The following is a 19,332-nucleotide window of genomic DNA, read 5'->3' as shown; positions in this document are numbered from 1 at the left end:
CTGAAGGGGTTGTGAGACCGGTTTGTGGGACACTTGCACGGCTCGCGAGCAACACTTGTACGGCTCGCGAGCCGCGCAAGTGTCCCACAAATGTATTGCAAGTGTGGCTCGCGGCACTTGCAAGTGGGGTTCAAAAACGTTTTTTATACTGTGATTTCGCCGGCCAGCGGTCGCTTCATCAACTCTCTTACCTTGGCTGGTTCGTAGTCGTGTCCCAGCAGGAACATCAGCTTGGCCACGGCCGATTCGGTAGTGATGTCGTAACCCGACACGACGCCTGCGCTGATGAGTTGATAACCGGTTTCGTACCGCTCCATTTCGACGGTGCCCGAGCTGCATTGCGTCACGTTGACGATGACGATGCCCCGGCGGCTGGCATCGGACAGCAGCTGTAGGAACCACGGCTTGCGGGGAGCGTTGCCCGAACCGTAGGTTTCCAGTACGACGGCTTTCAGTCCTTCGGTGGCGAAGAGCGAGCGCACGACGTTCTCCTGAATACCGGGGAACAGCTTCAGAATGGCGATGTTGGTGTCGAGCAGGAAGTGCGGTTTCAGTTCGCGGCGGATGCCGTGGGGATGAATCTGCACATTATTATATTTAATATGTATACCTGCCGAAGCCAGTACAGGATAGTTGTACGAGCGGAAGGCGTTGAAGTTTTCGGCATTGATTTTGGTTGTCCGGTTTCCACGCATCAGGTGGTTCTCGAAGAAGATACATACTTCGGGCACGATGGGGCGGCCGTTGCTGTGGCAGGCTGTGGCTATCTCGATGCTGGTCAGTAGGTTTTCCTTACCGTCGGTACGCAGCACGCCGATGGGCAGTTGCGAGCCGGTCAGGATGACGGGCTTGTTCAGCCCTTCGAGCATGAAGCTCAAGGCCGAAGCCGTGAAGGCCATCGTATCGGTGCCGTGCAGGATGACGAAGCCTGTATATTGTTGGTAGTTGTCGCTGATGATGCGTACCAGCCTTCGCCACGCTTCGGGATCCATGTCCGACGAGTCCATAGGCGGGTCGAACTGGTAAGTGTCGATACGGAAGGCAAACTTCTGGAGTTCGGGCACATGCTTTTGGAGCTGCTCCAGATTGAAGTTCTCCAGCGCGCCCGTTTCCGGATTCTCGATCATTCCGATGGTTCCACCAGTGTATATTAACAAAACGGAAGTGTTCTCTGGGGTCATACGCTCGTTTCTTTCGGTTCTACTGTGCAAAGATAATGATATATATTGTAAATTCTAACAAAGTGTAAGAAAAGAACATTCCAATCTTCTTTCCGAGGACTGTAAACGGCACAGTTTGTCAGTTGTGGATTCGGCATATTTCTGCATATTTTGGGCTCTTTCTATATTTTTATCGTAAAAAAGTGGCAAAAAGTGATAGAATGAACGTTTTTATTGTTACTTTTGCAACACTTATCAGAAACGATAGAAACAAGAGCTATGAACAAGTACTTCCAACATACCGTCACATCCATGTGGACCATGACCCTTAGGGGTTAGGGGATAGTATTTGTGTTTCTACGTGTTACACCATTTCAAAACAGCTTTATTTTTTTGATGCGAGGAGAGAAGATCTTTTTTTCTTTCGTCTCGTTTCCTTTTTCAATTATCTATTATCGTCAATAAAAACAGTCTAATATAATGAAAGTAATGAAGTTTGGCGGTTCGTCCGTAGGAACCGCAAGCAGTATCCTGAGTGTGAAGAAAATAGTAGAAGCGGTCGATGAGCCGGTCATCGTTGTCGTATCGGCCCTGGGCGGCATTACTGATAAGTTGCTCAATGCCTCGCGGCTGGCAGCGGCAGGCGACGCTTCGTACGAGAACGAATTCAAGGAAATAGTCTACCGCCACGTCGAGATGGTGAAGGAAATTATTCCGGCAGGCGAAGAGCAGGTGACCTTGCAACGCGAAGTGGGCGAGTTGCTCAACGAACTGAAGGATATTTTTCAGGGCGTATACCTGATAAAAGACCTGTCGCAGAAGACCAGCGACACCATCGTAAGCTATGGCGAACGCCTGTCGTCGCTCATTGCGGCACGTCTGACAGGAGCCGAGTGGCGCGACTCGCGTCAGTTCATCAAGACAGAAAAGAAATTCTCGAAACACATTCTCGATGCCGACCAGACCTATCGCCTGGTGAGTGAGACCTTCCGCGAATTGCCTCGCCGTACGCTGATACCGGGCTTCATTGCTACCGACAAGACGACGGGCGTCGTGACCAACCTGGGCCGCGGAGGTTCGGACTACACGGCAGCCATTGTGGCCGCTGCGCTCGATGCCGACAGTCTGGAAATCTGGACCGATGTGGACGGCTTCATGACCGCCGATCCGCGTGTCATCTCCACTGCCTACACCATCAAGGAGTTGAGCTACGTGGAAGCTACCGAACTTTGTAACTTCGGTGCCAAGGTAGTCTATCCGCCTACCATCTATCCCGTCTGCCACAAGAACATTCCTATTCTGATAAAGAACACTTTCAATCCCGAGGGCGAAGGTACCATCATCAAGCAGGAAGTTTCCGATCCGCAGAGTAAGGCCATCAAGGGTATCTCTTCGATCAACGATACGAGCCTCATTACCGTGCAGGGTCTCGGTATGGTGGGCGTCATCGGTGTCAACTACCGCATATTCAAGGCATTGGCCAAGAATGGCATTAGTGTCTTCCTCGTGTCGCAGGCATCGTCGGAGAACTCGACATCCATCGGTGTGCGCAATGCCGATGCCGACCTGGCTTGCGAAGTACTGAACGAAGAGTTTGCCAAAGAAATTGTGATGGGCGAGATCTCGCCTATACAGGCCGAGAAGAACCTGGCTACCGTAGCCATCGTAGGCGAGAACATGAAGCATACCCCAGGTATCGCCGGTAAGCTGTTCGGCACGTTGGGACGCAACGGTATTAATGTGATAGCCTGTGCGCAGGGAGCTTCGGAGACCAACATTTCGTTTGTAGTAGACAGCAAGTCGTTGCGTAAGTCGCTTAACGTTATCCACGATTCGTTCTTCCTCTCTGAATATCAGGTACTCAACCTCTTCATTTGCGGCATTGGTACCGTGGGCGGCAGCCTGATACAGCAGATTCACAGCCAGCGGCAGAAACTGATGCAGGAAAACGGTCTGCAACTCAATGTTGTAGGTATCGCCGATGCCAGCAGAGCGATGTTTGCCCGCGAGGGGCTCGACTTGGCCAACTTCCGTGAAGAACTCGCCGCAAAGGGTAAGGAAAGCACTGTAGGCATTTTGCGCAACGAGATTATCGGAATGAATATCTTCAACTCCGTCTTCGTCGACTGTACGGCGAGTGCCGAAGTAGCTTCGCTCTACAAAGACCTGCTGCAACACAACGTATCGGTAGTGGCAGCCAACAAGATAGCCGCCTCGTCCGAATACGAAAACTATCGCACGCTGAAGCAGATTGCCCGTCAGCGTGGTGTGAAGTATCTGTTCGAGACTAACGTGGGAGCCGGTCTGCCCATCATCAATACCATTAACGACCTCATCCATAGTGGTGACAAGATATTGAAGATAGAAGCCGTGTTGAGCGGTACGCTGAACTACATCTTCAACAAGATCAGTGCCGACATCCCCTTCAGCCGTACCATTCGCATGGCGCAGGAAGAGCGCTATTCCGAACCCGATCCGCGTATCGACCTCAGCGGTAAGGACGTTATCCGCAAGTTGGTCATCCTGGCCCGCGAAGCCGGTTATCGCCTGGAGCAGAGCGACGTGGAGAAACACCTCTTCGTACCCGACGACTTCTTCGAAGGTTCGCTGGACGACTTCTGGAAGAAGGTGCCCAGCCTGGACGCCGACTTCGAAGCCCGCCGCAAGGTGCTCGAAGCCGAGCACAAGCACTGGCGTTTCGTAGCCAAGCTGGAGGACGGCAAGGCTTCGGTAGGCTTGCAGGAAGTAGGCATGGGGCATCCGTTCTACGGTCTGGAGGGCAGCAACAACATCATTCTGCTCACTACCGAGCGCTATAAGGAATATCCGATGATGATACAAGGCTACGGTGCTGGAGCCAGTGTGACTGCCGCCGGCGTGTTTGCCGACATCATGAGCATTGCAAACGTGTAAATAATGGAGAATGGATACTGGTTAATGGATAATTTGCAAATATCGATGCAGCATCCATTTCCCATATCTCATTTTCAAATTTCAATGATCCATTAAACGATGAAACACATTATCATATTAGGGGACGGCATGGCCGACTGGCCTGTCGACTCGTTGGGAGGCAAGACACTACTACAGGCAGCCGACACACCCAACATGGACCGGCTGGCTCGCATGGGACGCACGGGCCGTCTGGTGACGGTGGCCGACGGTTTCCATCCGGGAAGCGAGGTGGCCAATATGTCCGTACTGGGTTATAATCTGCCGCGGGTGTACGAAGGCCGCGGACCGCTCGAAGCCGCCAGTATTGGTGTGGACCTGAAGCCGGGCGAAATGGCCATGCGCTGCAACATCATCTGCATCGAAGGCGACCATATCAAGAACCATTCAGCCGGACACATCACAACTGAAGAGGCCGACGAACTGGTACGCTACCTGCAAGAGCAGCTGGGTGACGACCGCATCCACTTCTATACAGGCGTGCAATATCGTCATCTGCTGGTAGTCAGGGGAGGGGATAAACGTATCGACTGTACGCCGCCTCACGATGTGCCTCTGAAACCTTTCCGTCCGCTTATGGTGAAGCCTCAGGCTGGTACCGAACACATCTGCGTGCCCGAAGGTAATGCTGACCTGACGCCGGCACAAACGGCCGAACTGTTGAACGACCTTATTCTCCGTTCACAGGAACTGCTGAAGAATCATCCTGTCAACCTGAAACGCATGGCCGAAGGCAAGGACCCCGCCAACAGCATCTGGCCCTGGAGCCCGGGTTATCGTCCGCAGATGGAACCGTTCTCGCAAACCTTTCCGCAAGTGAAGCGGGGAGCCGTCATTTCGGCAGTCGATCTTATTAACGGTATCGGTTACTATGCCGGTCTGCGCCGCTTGAACGTGGAAGGTGCTACCGGACTGTACGATACCAACTATGAAAACAAAGTGGCTGCCGCCCTTGAGGCATTGAAGACGGACGACTTTGTCTATCTGCACGTCGAGGCCAGCGATGAAGCCGGACACGAGGGCGACATCGCACTGAAGATGCGTACCATCGAGAATCTGGACAAGCGTGCCGTAGGCCCTATCTACGAAGCCGTGAAAGACTGGGACGAACCGGTAGCCATCGCCGTGCTGCCTGACCATCCCACGCCCTGCAAACTGCGTACGCATACGGCCGAGCCAGTGCCTTTCCTCGTCTGGTATCCGGGCATCGAACCCGACGAAGTGCAGACCTTCGACGAAGTGGCTGCCTGCAACGGCATTTATGGGCTGATGAAGGAAGACGAGTTTATCAACGAATTTATGAAACAAGCATAAGCAACTCACAGAAACAGAAACTATGAAATACTACAGTACCAATAAACAGGAAAACAACGTCAGTCTGGAAGACGCGGTGGTAAAAGGACTGGCTATCGATAAGGGACTTTACATGCCCGATGTCATCAAGGCCTTGCCGCAAGAGTTTTACGACCAGATAGATACGCTGAGCTTTCAGGAAATAGCTTATCGGGTAGCCGATGCTTTCTTTGGCGAGGACGTGCCTGCCGATACGTTGAAGCAGATTGTGTACGACACGCTGAGCTTCGACGTGCCGCTGGTCAAAGTTACCGACAACATCTTCTCGCTCGAACTGTTTCACGGCCCGACGCTTGCCTTCAAGGATGTGGGCGGTCGCTTCATGGCCCGTCTGCTGGGCTATTTTATCCGTAAGGAAGGCAAACGGCAGGTCAATGTGCTGGTAGCTACTTCGGGCGATACGGGCAGTGCCGTGGCCAATGGCTTTCTGGGTGTAGAGGGCATTCACGTGTATGTGCTCTATCCCAAAGGCAAGGTCAGCGAGATACAGGAAAAACAATTCACTACGCTGGGGCAGAACATCACTGCCCTTGAAGTGGACGGTACCTTCGACGACTGCCAGGCACTGGTTAAGTCGGCCTTCATGGATCGTGAGCTGAACGAGCATCTGCAGTTAACTAGTGCCAATTCGATCAACGTGGCCCGTTTCTTGCCTCAGGCGTTCTACTATTTCTATGCCTATGCCCAGTGGGTAAAGCAAATGAAGGCACGCTTTGGCGAGGGCGAACAGCTTGCTGCGGTATTGTCGCGTGGTCCTGTAGTCTGTGTGCCCAGCGGCAACTTTGGCAACATCACGGCCGGTCTGTTCGGCAAGCGTATGGGATTTCCCGTCAGTCGCTTCATTGCTGCTAACAATCGTAACGACATTTTTTATCAGTATCTTCGCACGGGAATCTATACCCCCCGTCCTAGCATCGCTACCATTGCCAATGCGATGGATGTGGGCGACCCCAGCAACTTTGCCCGGGTACTCGACCTCTACGGACATAGTCATGCAGCCATTGCAGCCGAGATCAGCGGAGCTACCTATACCGACGAGCAGATAGCCGACACTATGCGCTGTGTGTGGAAGGAGCATCAATACCTGCTCGATCCGCATGGCGCCTGCGGGTATCGTGCCCTTAGCGAAGGTTTGCAACCGGGAGAGACTGGTATCTTCCTCGAAACAGCCCATCCGGCCAAGTTTAAGGACACAGTGGAGGGTATTCTGGGCGAATCCATCAGCATCCCCGAGAAGTTGCAGGCTTTTATGCGCGGCGAGAAACAGAGCATCCCGATGTCGAAGGAGTTTGCAGCTTTCAAGCAGTACTTGATGACGGTATAAGAGATATGTAGAGACTGTTTGCAGAACAGTCGGAAACTTGGTCCGCCGATTTTCCTTATAAATCTTCAGAAAAGGAAAATCGGCGGACATGCGTGAAGAGGATATTGCTTTTTTACGGAAAAACAGAGAGAAATGTGAACGAAAATGCTGCTTTTTTGTTAGTTTAGCATCAGTTATTAAAAAAAGAAGAATGTATATGTTATCTATTTTGTTAACGGCAGCGGCGACTGCTGAAAAAACTACAAATGAATTGAGCCGTTTGCAGGTGTTTGCGGAACAAATGTACGACTGGGGCATCAATGCCGGTAAACACCTGATCAGTGCAATTATCATTTTCATAGTGGGACGTTTTCTGATCTCCTTCTTGCAACGGATGGTTGCAAATATCATGATAAAGAGGAAGGTAGATCCAGGTATACAGAGCTTTGTCAGGAATGTGATGAGTATTTTGCTGACAATTCTGTTGGTAGTGGCTATTATCGGAAAGCTGGGCATTGAGACTACCTCGTTTGCTGCTTTGCTGGCATCGGCCGGTGTGGCTATTGGTATGGCGCTGTCGGGCAATTTGCAGAACTTTGCCGGTGGACTGATTATATTGATTTTGCGCCCTTTCAAAGTGGGCGACTGGATTGAGAGTCAGGGTCAAGCCGGTACCGTGCGCGAAATTCTGATTTTTCATACTTTGCTGACTACTGCCGACAACAAGGTAATTTATATCCCTAACGGTTCCTTGTGCAGCGGAACGATTGTCAATTACAGCCGTGAAGAAAATCGTCGTGTAGAGTGGATAGTAGGTGTGGAATATGGAGAAGATTATGACAAGGTAGAGAAAACCGTTCGTAGCCTCATAGCTGCTGAACCACGTATTCTGACTACTCCCGAACCTTATGTGGCTTTACATGCATTGGATGCCAGCAGTGTAAATGTGGTGATACGTGTGTGGGTGAAGACTTCAGACTACTGGAATGTCTATTTCGATATGAACAAGAACATTTATGCCGAGTTCAATAAGGAAGGCATTGGCTTCCCGTTCCCGCAACTGACGGTTCACCAGGCCGCAGACTGATTTGGTTGTGGAATCTTTTTCTGATTCAAATAGTCCGGAAACATATTTCATCGAAGTGTTTCCGGACTTCCTATATAAATGCCTTTAGATGCTTATGTGTCTAGAAATAAGGATGATATAAAGACGCCTCTATTTGCAGGGTATAATTTTAAATTATAAAATACTGTTAAAATATCGTTCTTCTATTGCGGATTAGAAATAAATGCCTACCTTTGCAACCGCAATCGAGAGAGATAGCAACAAAACAATGAAATAATGGTGCGTTAGTTCAGCTGGTTAGAATACATGCCTGTCACGCATGGGGTCACGGGTTCGAGTCCCGTACGCACCGCAATAAACATTGAAAATCAATGTTTTACAAAATAAACACCCGATTTTACACCCAAGAATGTAAAGTCGGGTGTTTTTCATTAAGAAGCAAAAAGAAAGGGGGCTTAACTTACTTGAGTTTGCCCCTTATCTTGATTTTGGCATTAACAGTTCCGCTCGGTATTGATGATTTGTCTAACCCTATCTTTATTCAACTTGCGACAGGTCATTTATTAATACTTGCTCTAATTGTGGTGCTAATGGGGTTACTATTGTGCTATCTATATTCCACTTAACTTGGGAGGCTAATTTTGACTTCAAAGTTTTTTTGTACAGTCTCATTTCGTCTTTTGTAATATACTTGTGTTCCAGAACATATAGTTCATCAAAGATTTCAATCATCTGTTCTTTGGGATCTTTCTTGTGGCTAAAGAACAACTTTCTATAGCTCTTTCTGTTTATTAAATCCATATAGGACTGATATTCTGAATTATAGATGTAATTCTCCGTCTGATAAAAGTTTTCGAGGCGTGTTGTGTAACCAAAAAGTGTTTTAGGCTTCTTTCCTTTTGTTGCAAGAACATCATATTCCACTCGTAATACTTTCTGTATAGTATCTATCCTTATTGCACCTCCAACCATTTCATTTAACAGAAGTCGGCTGTCTATACTATCAGTATTATATTTCCAGCCTTCTTTTTTCAGTGTTTCCATTAAAGTGAGTCCGTCCAAATTTGGAGTATAAATGTATTTATCCACAAGAGTGTTTGCCCTTTCCTTATCCTTATCAATCAATGAATCGTTCTGGAAGTTACGAATCTTTATTACAAGTTTTTCTGCATCTTTATGTTTTGTATCAATAAAGAAATCCAGGTATCCATCCCTGAAATATTTCATACAGGAATCATTCAATTGATAGCTTCTGAAGTAAGTCCTAAGATGAATATATTCTCTATTCTCCGCTGTAACTGTTACAGCATCCAGCTGATACTCGATAGGCGTTAGATAAATAGGAGTATCTTTCTTAAAAAGAGAGGATTTGACACTCTTAGGGTTGTACGCGATATGCTGAATAGTAACATTTTCGTCGTTTAAGTCCTGAGGCAAGTTGCCCTCTATATCAGTCGTACCCACAACTGCTCCCTTATTGTTTAAAATCTGTGCATAAGATATACATTGACCGGTAGTTTTGTCAAGCAAGACAGCCTGCCCTGAAACATTAAGACTCACAAAGAGTAATAAAATGGTAAAGATCTTGAATTTCATACTTTCAATAGACTAAATTTATATTTTAAACGTAAATTACACTAATAAGCAAAAAATGAACCAAGAGTTGCTATAGTTCTTATGCCGCAAAGGTATGCGCAAAGAAAATTAGTTTATGTTATCGCTATGTTATCTTTAGGTTAAGAGACTAAGACTAAAAGATTTATCAAACTATGTATAAGGATGGCATAAACAATATTTCTGCTGCTTTATCGAGTATCTGCTATCAATGCCATAGGCGCATAGTACTGCAGCAGGTACGCAAACGACACTGCCTACAACATCTGCCAGATGAAAATCATTGATATGGTTCTCATACACATACGGACGATACGTGTGCGACAGTACCAGCCCAATAACGGCAATCAGAATACCTGAAATTATAAACTTCAGTTTCAAATCATTCATTTTCCTTAAGATTCTTAGATACAAGTTTTATTAATACAAAAACAGAAGGAAGTAATAATATCGTACATATAATAGAACCTTCAAATCCAAATAATCCACCATTTATTAAATTGTAAGAAGGGTATTCTAATTTAATAAGTGATTGATAAAATTCTCCACCACTGACATTGAAACCAAAAATAGAACCTTGTAGCCAATTCCATGCACAATGTGAAATTACAGCCGTCCAAAGACTTCCGGTCAACAAAAAAATACAGCCATCAAAAAAACCACCTAAAAAAAGATTAACAGCTGAACAGATACTCATATCAGGATTTGCTAGATGTAAAGCAGAAAATATGAGAGAGGTTATACTTAAACTTATCCAGATATTCAAACCAGACCGACATAAACGTGTCAACAAATAACCCCTTATAAGAATTTCCTCATAAAAAGCACCAAAAATGAACATTATTAGACTTAAAGATAAATCTTTCCAATGTAATTGAACTGCTGATATATTTGCTGAACCACTCAATATACAAATTATCAGTCCGAGAGTGAATACAATAACAGTCCACAATATAATAATCTTAGAAAATTTTCCTAACTTATTAAAAGAACACAGGCCTAGTTCGCTTAAAGGACGTCTGTCTATGATACAATGCAAAAACAAGACAACCAAAGACACCATTGAACAGGACAGTATAGCAGACAATAAATAATAACGGTCATTTTCATAACCAGTTGAACCCAATAAAGACAAAGTGCACTCCTCTGCTATCAAGGCTCCAAAAAAGAAACCCAAAATTAAAAGCAGCAAATCACCCCAAAGAGGTATTCTATTTTTCTTTTCAATATGACACATAAACATAACCTTTTTATCCTCCATTATTTATTCAACCAAAGACAAGTTAGATACTTATCCTTTTCCGCATGATAACAAATATCTTCCTTTCCCCATTACGCTCTATCTCCAAAGTAAGGCTCTCTGCTTGTCAGATATATGTTTCTAATTTGCCGCTTAATACGGACATGATGCATGAATCGATAACCCCTCTATCTACAGCGATTACCTTATCTACTAATATTAATCTTGCTTATTTTCTTACTTTCAGGTAGAGGTCTTTGTTTGGCTTGCCATGCTCATCAAGAGAATAATGTAATACAAAATTGCATTGGTGCATAAATTTAGCTCCAATATAGTTGGCATTCACCACGCGGCTATTAACTACCTCACAAGAATCAACCCGTGTTCCGGCAACCGTAACGGGAATCTTGAAAACGGTGAGCGTATCGGTCAATTTCCCTCCGTGCTGTTTGATTTTTTCTTCGTAAGGAAAGTGCGTTTTCAGCCGGTCTGCAAGTGCGTTGTTTATCTCCAATACTCCTGTATAACCCAAATCGAGCGTAAAGCGTACTTCTTCATTCAATCCATTCATATAAACCGGAATGGAATCCTCGCGCAATCCTTGAGGGAGATAGGTCATTCCTGCGGTCTCCTTCGCCAGCAGATCTTTGTTATTGGAATGGAAAAGCGTCATCGTGCCCGCTTCCGTGTCGAATTTCCACGTGCCAATAGCCAACATTTCCGTTCCGAACACGCCTTCATCTATCACATCATATATCACGTTATCTTTGCGAATGCCGTTGAACATCGGTTCTTGGATGCTTGCCTCACCAAAAGCAATAGAAGTGAATGTGTACAATTCCGGAGAATTTTTCTCTTGATACGCATTGGTGCTTTTAATCGGCAGATTCCCCCAGTATTCGCCACCGTAGGCTTGGATGGAATCTTCGCGCATAAGGCTTGTCGCTTGCGTGTCGATACGGAGCGGAACTTTGTGCGTGCCGTTGAGGGTACAATCAATCAGAAACCAACCCTCTTTGCTGTACTGAATCGGATATTGATAGCACGCGTTTCCCGGCAGGGCTGAACGGTATGCAAGCGTATGCGAACTATAACGGATGAAAGGATAAATAAACCAAGCGGCTCCGGCAGCAATCAAGACTATCACTATCGCTGCGATAATCAAATTACGTTTTGTCTTTTTCTTCATTGTATTATTTATATATGTTCATTAAAACAATAGTTCGTTAAAAATTAGCCCAGCCTAAGCGGCTCTGGCAGTAAATAAAATGAGTTCTTTGAAAAGTTTGTCAATTAATTGCGTGTTTGGTTCAATCCCAGACACGCAAATAAATCGTTCAAGCATGTAAGCATTGTGTATGACTGACTTGCATGATGATATGGAATATTTTATTCCCATCTTCTTACAGGCAGCCTTGGCGAGGTTTATAGCTGCAAGTGATGCATTAAAGTGGAATGCCAGTTTCCTGAAGTCTGTAGACTGACAGTTTGTTATTCCGGCATGTTGCTTGGCATCCCGAAAGCAGAATTCGAGTTGGAAACGTGTTCTGTAAAAGTCCAGGACATCCTGTGCGTTCTGTATTTCGTTTGTAGAGAAATACAGCTGCCATTTGTCCGTTCTTCCATCCATGGGGTACCATACAGCCAGGCTCACAAAGCGTTTGAGTGCTTTGGAGTATGCTTTCAGTCCGTAAAGTTTACCCTTGTTCACTTTGTACTCGGTACATCTTGTGATGTCCAGATTTTCAAAGTCAATTTTCTCGTCATGTAATTTTGGACGTCCGCGTTTTCCTGTCCTATTTTCTAAGGTGGGATAAAACAATACGGCATCATTCCTGAAACGGCTTATTACGTGGAAACCGTTATCGTACAATGGTTTGATGAAAGTTGCCTTTGAAAAGAACGCATCACATACGACTGTGCCAGAAATACGTTTCAGCTGTTCCTGTATGCTGATAAGGTAAGAGCTGTACCAGTCAACAAGATTCTTCTCACAGCTTTCCAGCGTTGCGTTGTCAGGTGTCTGTACAGAGCCCAAAGTCATACATTCATGGTTGTCAACGTCTATAACTCCAATACCGGTTATTTCCAGTCCACGTTTGTATTCACCGGCACAACCGGACCAGAAATAGCCAATCCACGGCGTTTTGCTGCCTGATTTTGGAATGAAAGACGGATCAACGGCTATCGCCTTGCGACCACCTTTAAGGTGTTCCCTGATGATGGCTTCATTGAAGGAAAACCAGTCAAAGCCGTCGTTCTCAAAATTGTTGCGGTATGTCTGTTCCGAGAAACATCCATACCGTCCCATTTGCAGGAAATTGATGCGGTCAGGTATAGCCATGAATAATTTCATTGCATCCATGAATACTTTCTGAAAAGATTTGCTTATATTTACAGCTGATTCGAGAGCGTTTCTGCACTCGGATTGGTATTGCATAAGGAGTGATTCTTTAGTCATAATTAAAAGTGGTGAAGTACTTCTAATTTACTAAAAATCAGTGAATTATGCAATACTTTTTCTGTTAATTTTCAGCTGTTTAGCATATCTTTTTCATCCCTTTTCTTACTCCTTGACGATTTATTCTTGACAGTATTTCAATGATCTCTTGAATATAATTTTGAACCGGATTATGCCGATTCTATGTTTAATTTTAATTTATCGGTAAAAATTTACCGAAGTATTGTATAAATATAGTTACTTAATTATGCTTGTTTTCATTTAAATGACCTCTACCTCCATGTCTATCTCGTCGTCGAAGTCGGGATCAATGCCCACACCATCCTCAGCCAGGGCTGGATCGGCCGTAAGGAAGTTGTCACGAACGGTGGTAAGCATGCCGGGAGTACAGCGTAGGCGTATGATGGAGCGTGCCACGGTCTTGTTCTGGCCATCCACCACTTCCACCTCTACGGGCACAACGGTGTCGGCCTCGTTGCACAGTACATAATCAAAGCCTATCTCAAAGTCCTTGACAGATGTTTCGGGCAGGGTAAACTCCTTACTATAGCTCATGTAAAGCAGAGAATTGCGCAACTGCCCGGTAAGCACATCAAAACCCATAGGTAAATAATCGCTGTACTTCACACGCACGGTGAACTTGTTGCCACTTACTTCGCCTGCTGAAACCTTGTCTATCAGCTTGTCGAGGTCGGTAGCCAGCAGGCGATAGCGTGCCACAGGACGGCTGAGTGTCAATTCAAGAGGCACCTGCACGTTCCAGTCGTTGCGATAACTGCTCAAGTCCACTTTCTGCATGGCATAAAAGGCGTCTTTCCAGTCGGTGTTGCCTTGATAGCGTCCATTGCCGATGACAGGAGTCAGGGTAGTGGTATCGTAGAACCAGTCAGCCCTCTGGTCAGCCTGCACATAGTCGGCCCAAACAGCCAGTCGGTAAGGGCGTGCGTGAAGTTTCAGGGATACGGGCACAGTGAGCAGGGTGCGTCCGTCCACTACTTCTTCGTAAACAACCTGCCGTACGGAAGTGGCGTCGCTCAGATAGGCATCCACAATAAAACGGTGCAAGTAGGCAGCATCGCCCTCTGCGCGGGTAGAGAAAGCTTTCGACGCGGCATCGGAAACAGTTAGACGGAGCGACAACTGTGCCTTAACCGTCACCTCTGTAGGGTCTACCCCCCACTCTCCTGTAGCTGTCATTTCGGGTTCTTCGTGCAACTGGCAAGAGGCCAACAAGAAGATGCAACTGCCCAAGAGGCTGAAAATATGTTTGAATATCTTTTTCATTGTCTTCATATATTTAAGATTAAAGGCGATAGACCAGCGAAAGTCCCAAACGGGTCAGTCCCCAATAGTGACGGATGCGGGTATTAATCAATGCGCCGTTCTCTATATTATAATAGGTATTGTATTTCAGGTTGGCATAACCCACACCTACATTGAACTCGGCTCCCCAGTGTTGCCCCAAGGGTAGTTTGTAACCATAGCTCAGTCCGGCTCCCAATAGTGGACGACCGACGTCCTGATAGCGATTGTCTTCCCACTTAAAGTTGAACCAGACGGTATGGGCGTGCAACCCAAAGAAGTGTCCCCGTCCGACCTCGCTTCCCGTCCACCAGCACAACTCGGGCTGCAAGGCAATGACGCGAAGGGCATGTTCACGCTGCGCATCCCACAGACTCCACATCACAGGCAAGTCGAGAGTCATCTTGCGGTGTAGCTGCACTTCGTAAGCCAAGTTGAGCACACCGATGGCATCAAAAGCCACGTTCGTTTTCAGAGCATGATATCGATTACCCGTAACGGGCACAGCTGTCTTCTTTGCTTTCTCAACGACAGGATTCTTACCAGCAGACTTCTTTCCGGCAGACTGTTTCACCAAAGTGTTTTTCTGCTTGTGGGCAACAGGCTTGGACGTCGGTTTGCCCGAAGGTTTCCACACTGCCGTTTCTTCGGGCTCGGCCGAAGTCTGTATCAGAGGCTTCACAGGAACCTGTGCCCCAACAGTCAGCGCGGCAGCCAAGCAAAAAGCCGACAGAAGAATACGTAATATGAATGTTTTCATGATGAATCAGTTTATGAATAAGTGGTACAATTCAGATTTCCAACTCGGGAACTTTGTCGCGCATGGTAGTGACGTAGCCATTCTCATCTACGATGGTTTCCTGCCCCTTGTAGGTAATGCTCACCTTGTCCTTGGTACTACGTATGAAAAACGAAGGTGCGCCTTCGGCCTTGAGGTTAACACTGATAAGCCAACCACCGGCCTTAATACGGCCGTCCTCCAGAATTTCGGGTGCCTTGGCAGGATACTTCACAGCATGAGTGTTAATAATGGTGCCAAAACGATAGACTTTGGCTTTCTCCGACTTGGCCGTAAAATGATAATGGTTAGGATACTTTTTAAAGTTACCTTTATCATCGGCACGCAACCAGTTATGGGCTGGTACAAAGAATTGGCTGGTAGTATCGGTCTGCAAAACACCTGTAGAGAAAATGTAAGCATCCGAAGCTCCCCCTCGTCCCGAGAGACCCTGTACATGAATATAACGTTTATCTGTTTTATCCACGCTCATTGGTTGAGTCACCGTATGCAACATAAAGGTATAATCAGCCGGTTCGGATGCTTCCAACTCATCGTAAATAAAAATATAACCAGTATTACCCAAGTTAACGATGTGGCGACGAAATTTCGTAAGAGGCACATCATCCCAACCATTCTCCGGTGTATAATGTACATCACTCTGCTCACCACGTTTCAACCACAGTGGAGAAATTACCTTACCATAAGCATTGGATGCATCACCCAGCACATAACCGATTTTCTCCCCTACATAATAGCGGGGAATCCATCCATAACCTTCCACACCTATGCGTTGTCCCATACCATTAACAAGAATTGTATTATGGGCACGCGTACCACGATGACAAAGCATGCTATGCACATCAGTAAATTCGATATGGTGGCCACTGCTGTAGAAAATGGGCTTACCGCCGAAGAAGGTATTGAAAGCATTCTGGTTGGCCAAAGCATGGGAGGTCGAACCATAAGGGCTACTTCGGAAACTCCACATGGCGTTGCTGCCCACACGATCCCAATTAGTCTGGAAAGATGCTAAGCCGGTTTCGGGGAAGACATATCCCCAAGGTAAAGCTGTCAGACCAGGACCATCAGGCAAAGGTTTATCACACTGTAGACGGAACCAGGCCAAATCACCAGGCTTAGCCAGCAAAGCCTTCTTCAAGTAAAGGGGGTCAACTTTAAGGGTACGGCGTACAAAGTCGGCTGCATAAGTATTGCCAGTAAGACGAGCCAAAGCATCCAAATAACCGATACGTATGCTATTAGGACGTGCAACATTCTGATGTGAACTACCATTACCACCCGATTTGGAAAAAGGAGGCTGCTGGAAGATGGTATACATTACATTGTTGGTATACCAAGGATCACTGAAGAAATCAAAACCTGTAAGTTTTGTATAATAATAAGGCACTTCAATAAGAGTACGCGTATTAACCGTGAAATAGGAATCACCATTGTGCCAACCTCCATCTTTGTTCAAACCAGGAAAGCGCGCCAACCATACGTTATAGCAGTAGTCAGTCCATGTATCGGCCTCGGGCAAGTCACCATAAGTGGCAAAAGCAGCCATGGTTAGAATGCGGAGAGTCATTTGCCAGATATGATTCTCGGCAATATGATTCTCCATATAGTTATTGAAATGATTATACATGCCGTTGCCCTTCTCTCGGATGTCATCTAACAATTCTTTCTTCTGAGCAGAAGTCAGCAAGTCGTAGAAAGAATCGTAGGCCATAGAACAGAGTGATAGAAGGGTGGCATCGTTAAAATCGCCCTTCACGTTCGCGTTCTTATTCCAATCGGACATGATCATCACCCGACGGATAGCTTCATCGGCATACTTACGGTCTTTGGTCAGAAGATAAGCACGTATCAAGGCTTCGGTGTTTCCTTCTTCGGCATCGATAATGCGGCGGCTTTCGCGAGTGAGGTATGAATTGATCTGCATCTGGTTGGTAAGGTTCTTCACCTGACTGGTATTGATGTCCTTCACATCCTTCATGGGTGTGGTCAACACTTTATCAGCGCGTTCCAGATACCAGGCTCTTTCTACCTTACCCAGACTTTCTTTTCTGAACTTGTCCCATTCATCCTTAATAATCCAAACGCGAGGATGCGACAAGGGCACACACGCCAATACTTCTTTCAATGAAGGCGGGCAGAAACGATGTCCGTTGTCTTTTACCTCTACCTGTAAAGTCTCGCTCCACTGTGGTTGACCGTCCTTGACATAGGCATACTGCCAGTACCACGTACCAGGCGACAACGGTTTCTCTGGGTTGTAGAAAGGCCAGCGGGTATCTGCCTGAAAACAACCTTTTCTAAATGTACTATCTTGGGCATAACGTATCTTGTAAGCCAACTTACTCTTATCTATCTTTTTGACCAAATGTTCAAAACCGTCCATGGGAGCACCATCAGACTGGGCTTCGGCCGGCAACGGCCACTGAAAAGACACGAAGCGATCGTCGACCATTGCACCGTTGAGCGGCGAAGGGGTAACACGCGATTCGTGCATCATACTTTGCTCCGTCAACCGGATGTTAGCCGGAGCTTTCTGAGCGCAGACCGGATTGATGGCTGCAGCAGAAAACAGAGAAATGAGAATCAAATTCTTCATGGTATGTATGTTTATTTAAATAATTCGCCTCATCGGATTTTCTGTTGGCAAATATCCGTATTTGCCCGAAAAAGAAGTATCGTTTTTGTATATTCTTCCTTTCAATTTTGGCGATTTCTGTTTCATTTTTGTATATCAAGCTTTCAATTCTGTACAAGCACTTATTCAATCACCTGGGAATGAAACGCATAGGAGAATAGGGACCCGGCGTAGGATGTTGCTTCATCCACTCTAACAGCAGAACACGATGCTGCTTCAACAGCTCTGTATATCGACGTTCCACAGCTAAATTGCGCATCTCTCCCCGATCGCATGTCATGTCGTAAAGCAATTCGCGGTTCTTCCCGGCTTCATACAATACATATTTGTAACGGGGTGTACGTACCATCCAGCCACACGTACCACCGGTCTGGGCAAACAAGGTTTCCGTCACCACATAGGAACGATGACTGAGGGCTGTGTCTCCACTTTCTGTCAACGCACGGAAACTGACTCCCTGTGCGCCGTCGGGCAACTTGGCTCCCGACCAATCGCAAAGGCTGGGCATCAGGTCCACACCATTATTAATAAGCTGAGGCATCACGGTTCCAGCATGCTTTGTACCGGGCAGACAGACAATGAAAGGCACGTTAACCACTTCTTCGTAAAGAGCCGTTTTCTGATTCCACTGGTGAGCAGAAGCTCCATCTCCATGGTCGGAGGTAAAAATAATGAGGGTATTTTTCCACAGGTTCTGTCGCTCTATCTCGTCCACAATTTTACCGATTTCGACATCCACATGTTCTATCAACCGATAGTAGGCATTGAGATAACATCGCCAGTCATCGGGAGTATAGTGTCGGGTCGGATACAGACGATAGCTCTGCTCACGCTCGTAGCTCAGCACATCTGCATCATAAGGGGCTATAGGAAAGTTAGCAGGCAGGTTAGGGCAGTCGTCCAGCTGGAATTCTTCAAGGTTGGCAAACGGGGTATTCTGACAACGGGCATACTCACAAATGTTATGCGGATTGTCGAACGAAGCCACAAGGAAGAACGGTCTGGTGTGTTTTCGTTGCAGGAAACTTACCGCTGACTCGGCAAGTCCGTTATCGTTATGACCATGCAGATTCTCAAAACCGAAAGCATGCGCGGCAGGCAGAGAATTAGTATTGACGTGCCACTTGCCCGCATAGGCTGTTTCATAGCCTGCCTGCTTCAACAATGTGCCCAGTGTACGGCTGCGCAGGGAGTCGGGCATGGGTGTCTCGTTCTCGGCCATACCTATTTCGGCAGGCGTATGACCGGTAAACATAGATGCCCGCGACGGACCACTCAATGGTAACGAACAGTAAGCGTTGGTGAAACGCAAACCGTGTGCTGCAAGACGATCCATGTTTGGCGTATGCAAATCAACGTTTCCAGCACAACTCATAGCCGTAGCTGTTTGCTGATCGGTCATAATGTAACGTGAGTTCGATATAAAATCAAAAAAAAGAAAGTT

Annotated in this window: 14 protein-coding genes and 1 tRNA gene; 5 read left to right on the top strand and 10 right to left on the bottom strand. The window is 46.6% G+C overall.

Annotation, left to right across the window (positions count from 1 at the left end; all coding sequences use genetic code 11):
* Positions 1-143: 143 nt before the first annotated feature.
* Positions 144-1,181: an asparaginase gene (locus Q3C19_RS02350; RefSeq protein WP_071148529.1), complete on the bottom strand. Its 1,038-nt coding sequence runs from the start codon at positions 1,179-1,181 to the stop codon at positions 144-146.
* Between the two features lie 459 nt (positions 1,182-1,640).
* Between Q3C19_RS02350 and thrA the strand changes: the two genes are divergently transcribed.
* The 5 genes from thrA to Q3C19_RS02325 all read left to right on the top strand — a co-directional run bounded on the left by thrA (position 1,641) and on the right by Q3C19_RS02325 (position 8,186).
* Positions 1,641-4,073: a bifunctional aspartate kinase/homoserine dehydrogenase I gene (gene thrA, locus Q3C19_RS02345; RefSeq protein ID WP_302726969.1), complete on the top strand. Its 2,433-nt coding sequence runs from the start codon at positions 1,641-1,643 to the stop codon at positions 4,071-4,073.
* A gap of 99 nt (positions 4,074-4,172) precedes the next feature.
* The gene (locus tag Q3C19_RS02340) at positions 4,173-5,426 is read left to right on the top strand and encodes a cofactor-independent phosphoglycerate mutase (RefSeq protein WP_302726967.1); all 1,254 of its coding nucleotides are present in this window, start codon (positions 4,173-4,175) and stop codon (positions 5,424-5,426) included.
* Between the two features lie 22 nt (positions 5,427-5,448).
* Positions 5,449-6,789 (top strand): threonine synthase, encoded by a 1,341-nt coding sequence (gene thrC / locus Q3C19_RS02335; RefSeq protein WP_302726965.1) that lies wholly within the window; start codon positions 5,449-5,451, stop codon positions 6,787-6,789.
* A 196-nt stretch (positions 6,790-6,985) separates the two neighbouring features.
* Positions 6,986-7,855, top strand: coding sequence for a mechanosensitive ion channel family protein (locus Q3C19_RS02330; protein ID WP_071148603.1), 870 nt, complete (start codon positions 6,986-6,988; stop codon positions 7,853-7,855).
* A 257-nt stretch (positions 7,856-8,112) separates the two neighbouring features.
* Positions 8,113-8,186: transfer RNA gene (locus Q3C19_RS02325), tRNA-Asp, on the top strand.
* Between the two features lie 185 nt (positions 8,187-8,371).
* Here Q3C19_RS02325 and Q3C19_RS02320 read toward each other — a convergent pair.
* From Q3C19_RS02320 to Q3C19_RS02280, 9 genes are all read right to left on the bottom strand, one after another.
* Positions 8,372-9,430, bottom strand: a complete 1,059-nt coding sequence (locus Q3C19_RS02320) for a hypothetical protein (protein WP_302726963.1) — start codon at positions 9,428-9,430, stop codon at positions 8,372-8,374.
* Between the two features lie 171 nt (positions 9,431-9,601).
* A complete protein-coding gene (locus tag Q3C19_RS02315; RefSeq protein ID WP_302726961.1) occupies positions 9,602-9,838 on the bottom strand; it encodes a hypothetical protein in 237 nt (78 codons plus the stop codon).
* Positions 9,831-10,709 (bottom strand): CPBP family intramembrane glutamic endopeptidase, encoded by an 879-nt coding sequence (locus Q3C19_RS02310; RefSeq protein WP_302726959.1) that lies wholly within the window; start codon positions 10,707-10,709, stop codon positions 9,831-9,833. The genes Q3C19_RS02315 and Q3C19_RS02310 overlap by 8 nt, the downstream gene beginning before the upstream one ends.
* Before the next feature lie 208 nt (positions 10,710-10,917).
* Positions 10,918-11,877 carry a hypothetical protein gene (locus tag Q3C19_RS02305; protein WP_302726957.1) on the bottom strand — a complete coding sequence of 320 codons (960 nt, stop codon included), beginning with the start codon at positions 11,875-11,877 and terminating at the stop codon, positions 10,918-10,920.
* Positions 11,878-11,931: 54 nt separating this feature from the next.
* Positions 11,932-13,149 carry a transposase gene (locus Q3C19_RS02300; RefSeq protein WP_302726955.1) on the bottom strand — a complete coding sequence of 406 codons (1,218 nt, stop codon included), beginning with the start codon at positions 13,147-13,149 and terminating at the stop codon, positions 11,932-11,934.
* Between the two features lie 261 nt (positions 13,150-13,410).
* Positions 13,411-14,433, bottom strand: a complete 1,023-nt coding sequence (locus Q3C19_RS02295; protein ID WP_302726953.1) for a DUF6562 domain-containing protein — start codon at positions 14,431-14,433, stop codon at positions 13,411-13,413.
* A 19-nt stretch (positions 14,434-14,452) separates the two neighbouring features.
* On the bottom strand, positions 14,453-15,211 hold the full coding sequence (locus tag Q3C19_RS02290) for a DUF3575 domain-containing protein (protein WP_302726951.1): 759 nt from the start codon (positions 15,209-15,211) through the stop codon (positions 14,453-14,455).
* Between the two features lie 31 nt (positions 15,212-15,242).
* A complete protein-coding gene (locus Q3C19_RS02285) occupies positions 15,243-17,849 on the bottom strand; it encodes a DUF4962 domain-containing protein (RefSeq protein ID WP_302726949.1) in 2,607 nt (868 codons plus the stop codon).
* A gap of 169 nt (positions 17,850-18,018) precedes the next feature.
* The gene (locus tag Q3C19_RS02280; protein WP_302727193.1) at positions 18,019-19,290 is read right to left on the bottom strand and encodes a sulfatase; all 1,272 of its coding nucleotides are present in this window, start codon (positions 19,288-19,290) and stop codon (positions 18,019-18,021) included.
* Between the last annotated feature and the right edge of the window lie 42 nt (positions 19,291-19,332).

This window comes from Bacteroides sp. ET489 (assembly GCF_030518095.1).
Lineage (GTDB): Bacteria > Bacteroidota > Bacteroidia > Bacteroidales > Bacteroidaceae > Bacteroides > Bacteroides ndongoniae.
Note: the sequence above shows the minus strand (reverse complement) of the source record. Positions and strands in the feature narration are given on the sequence as shown.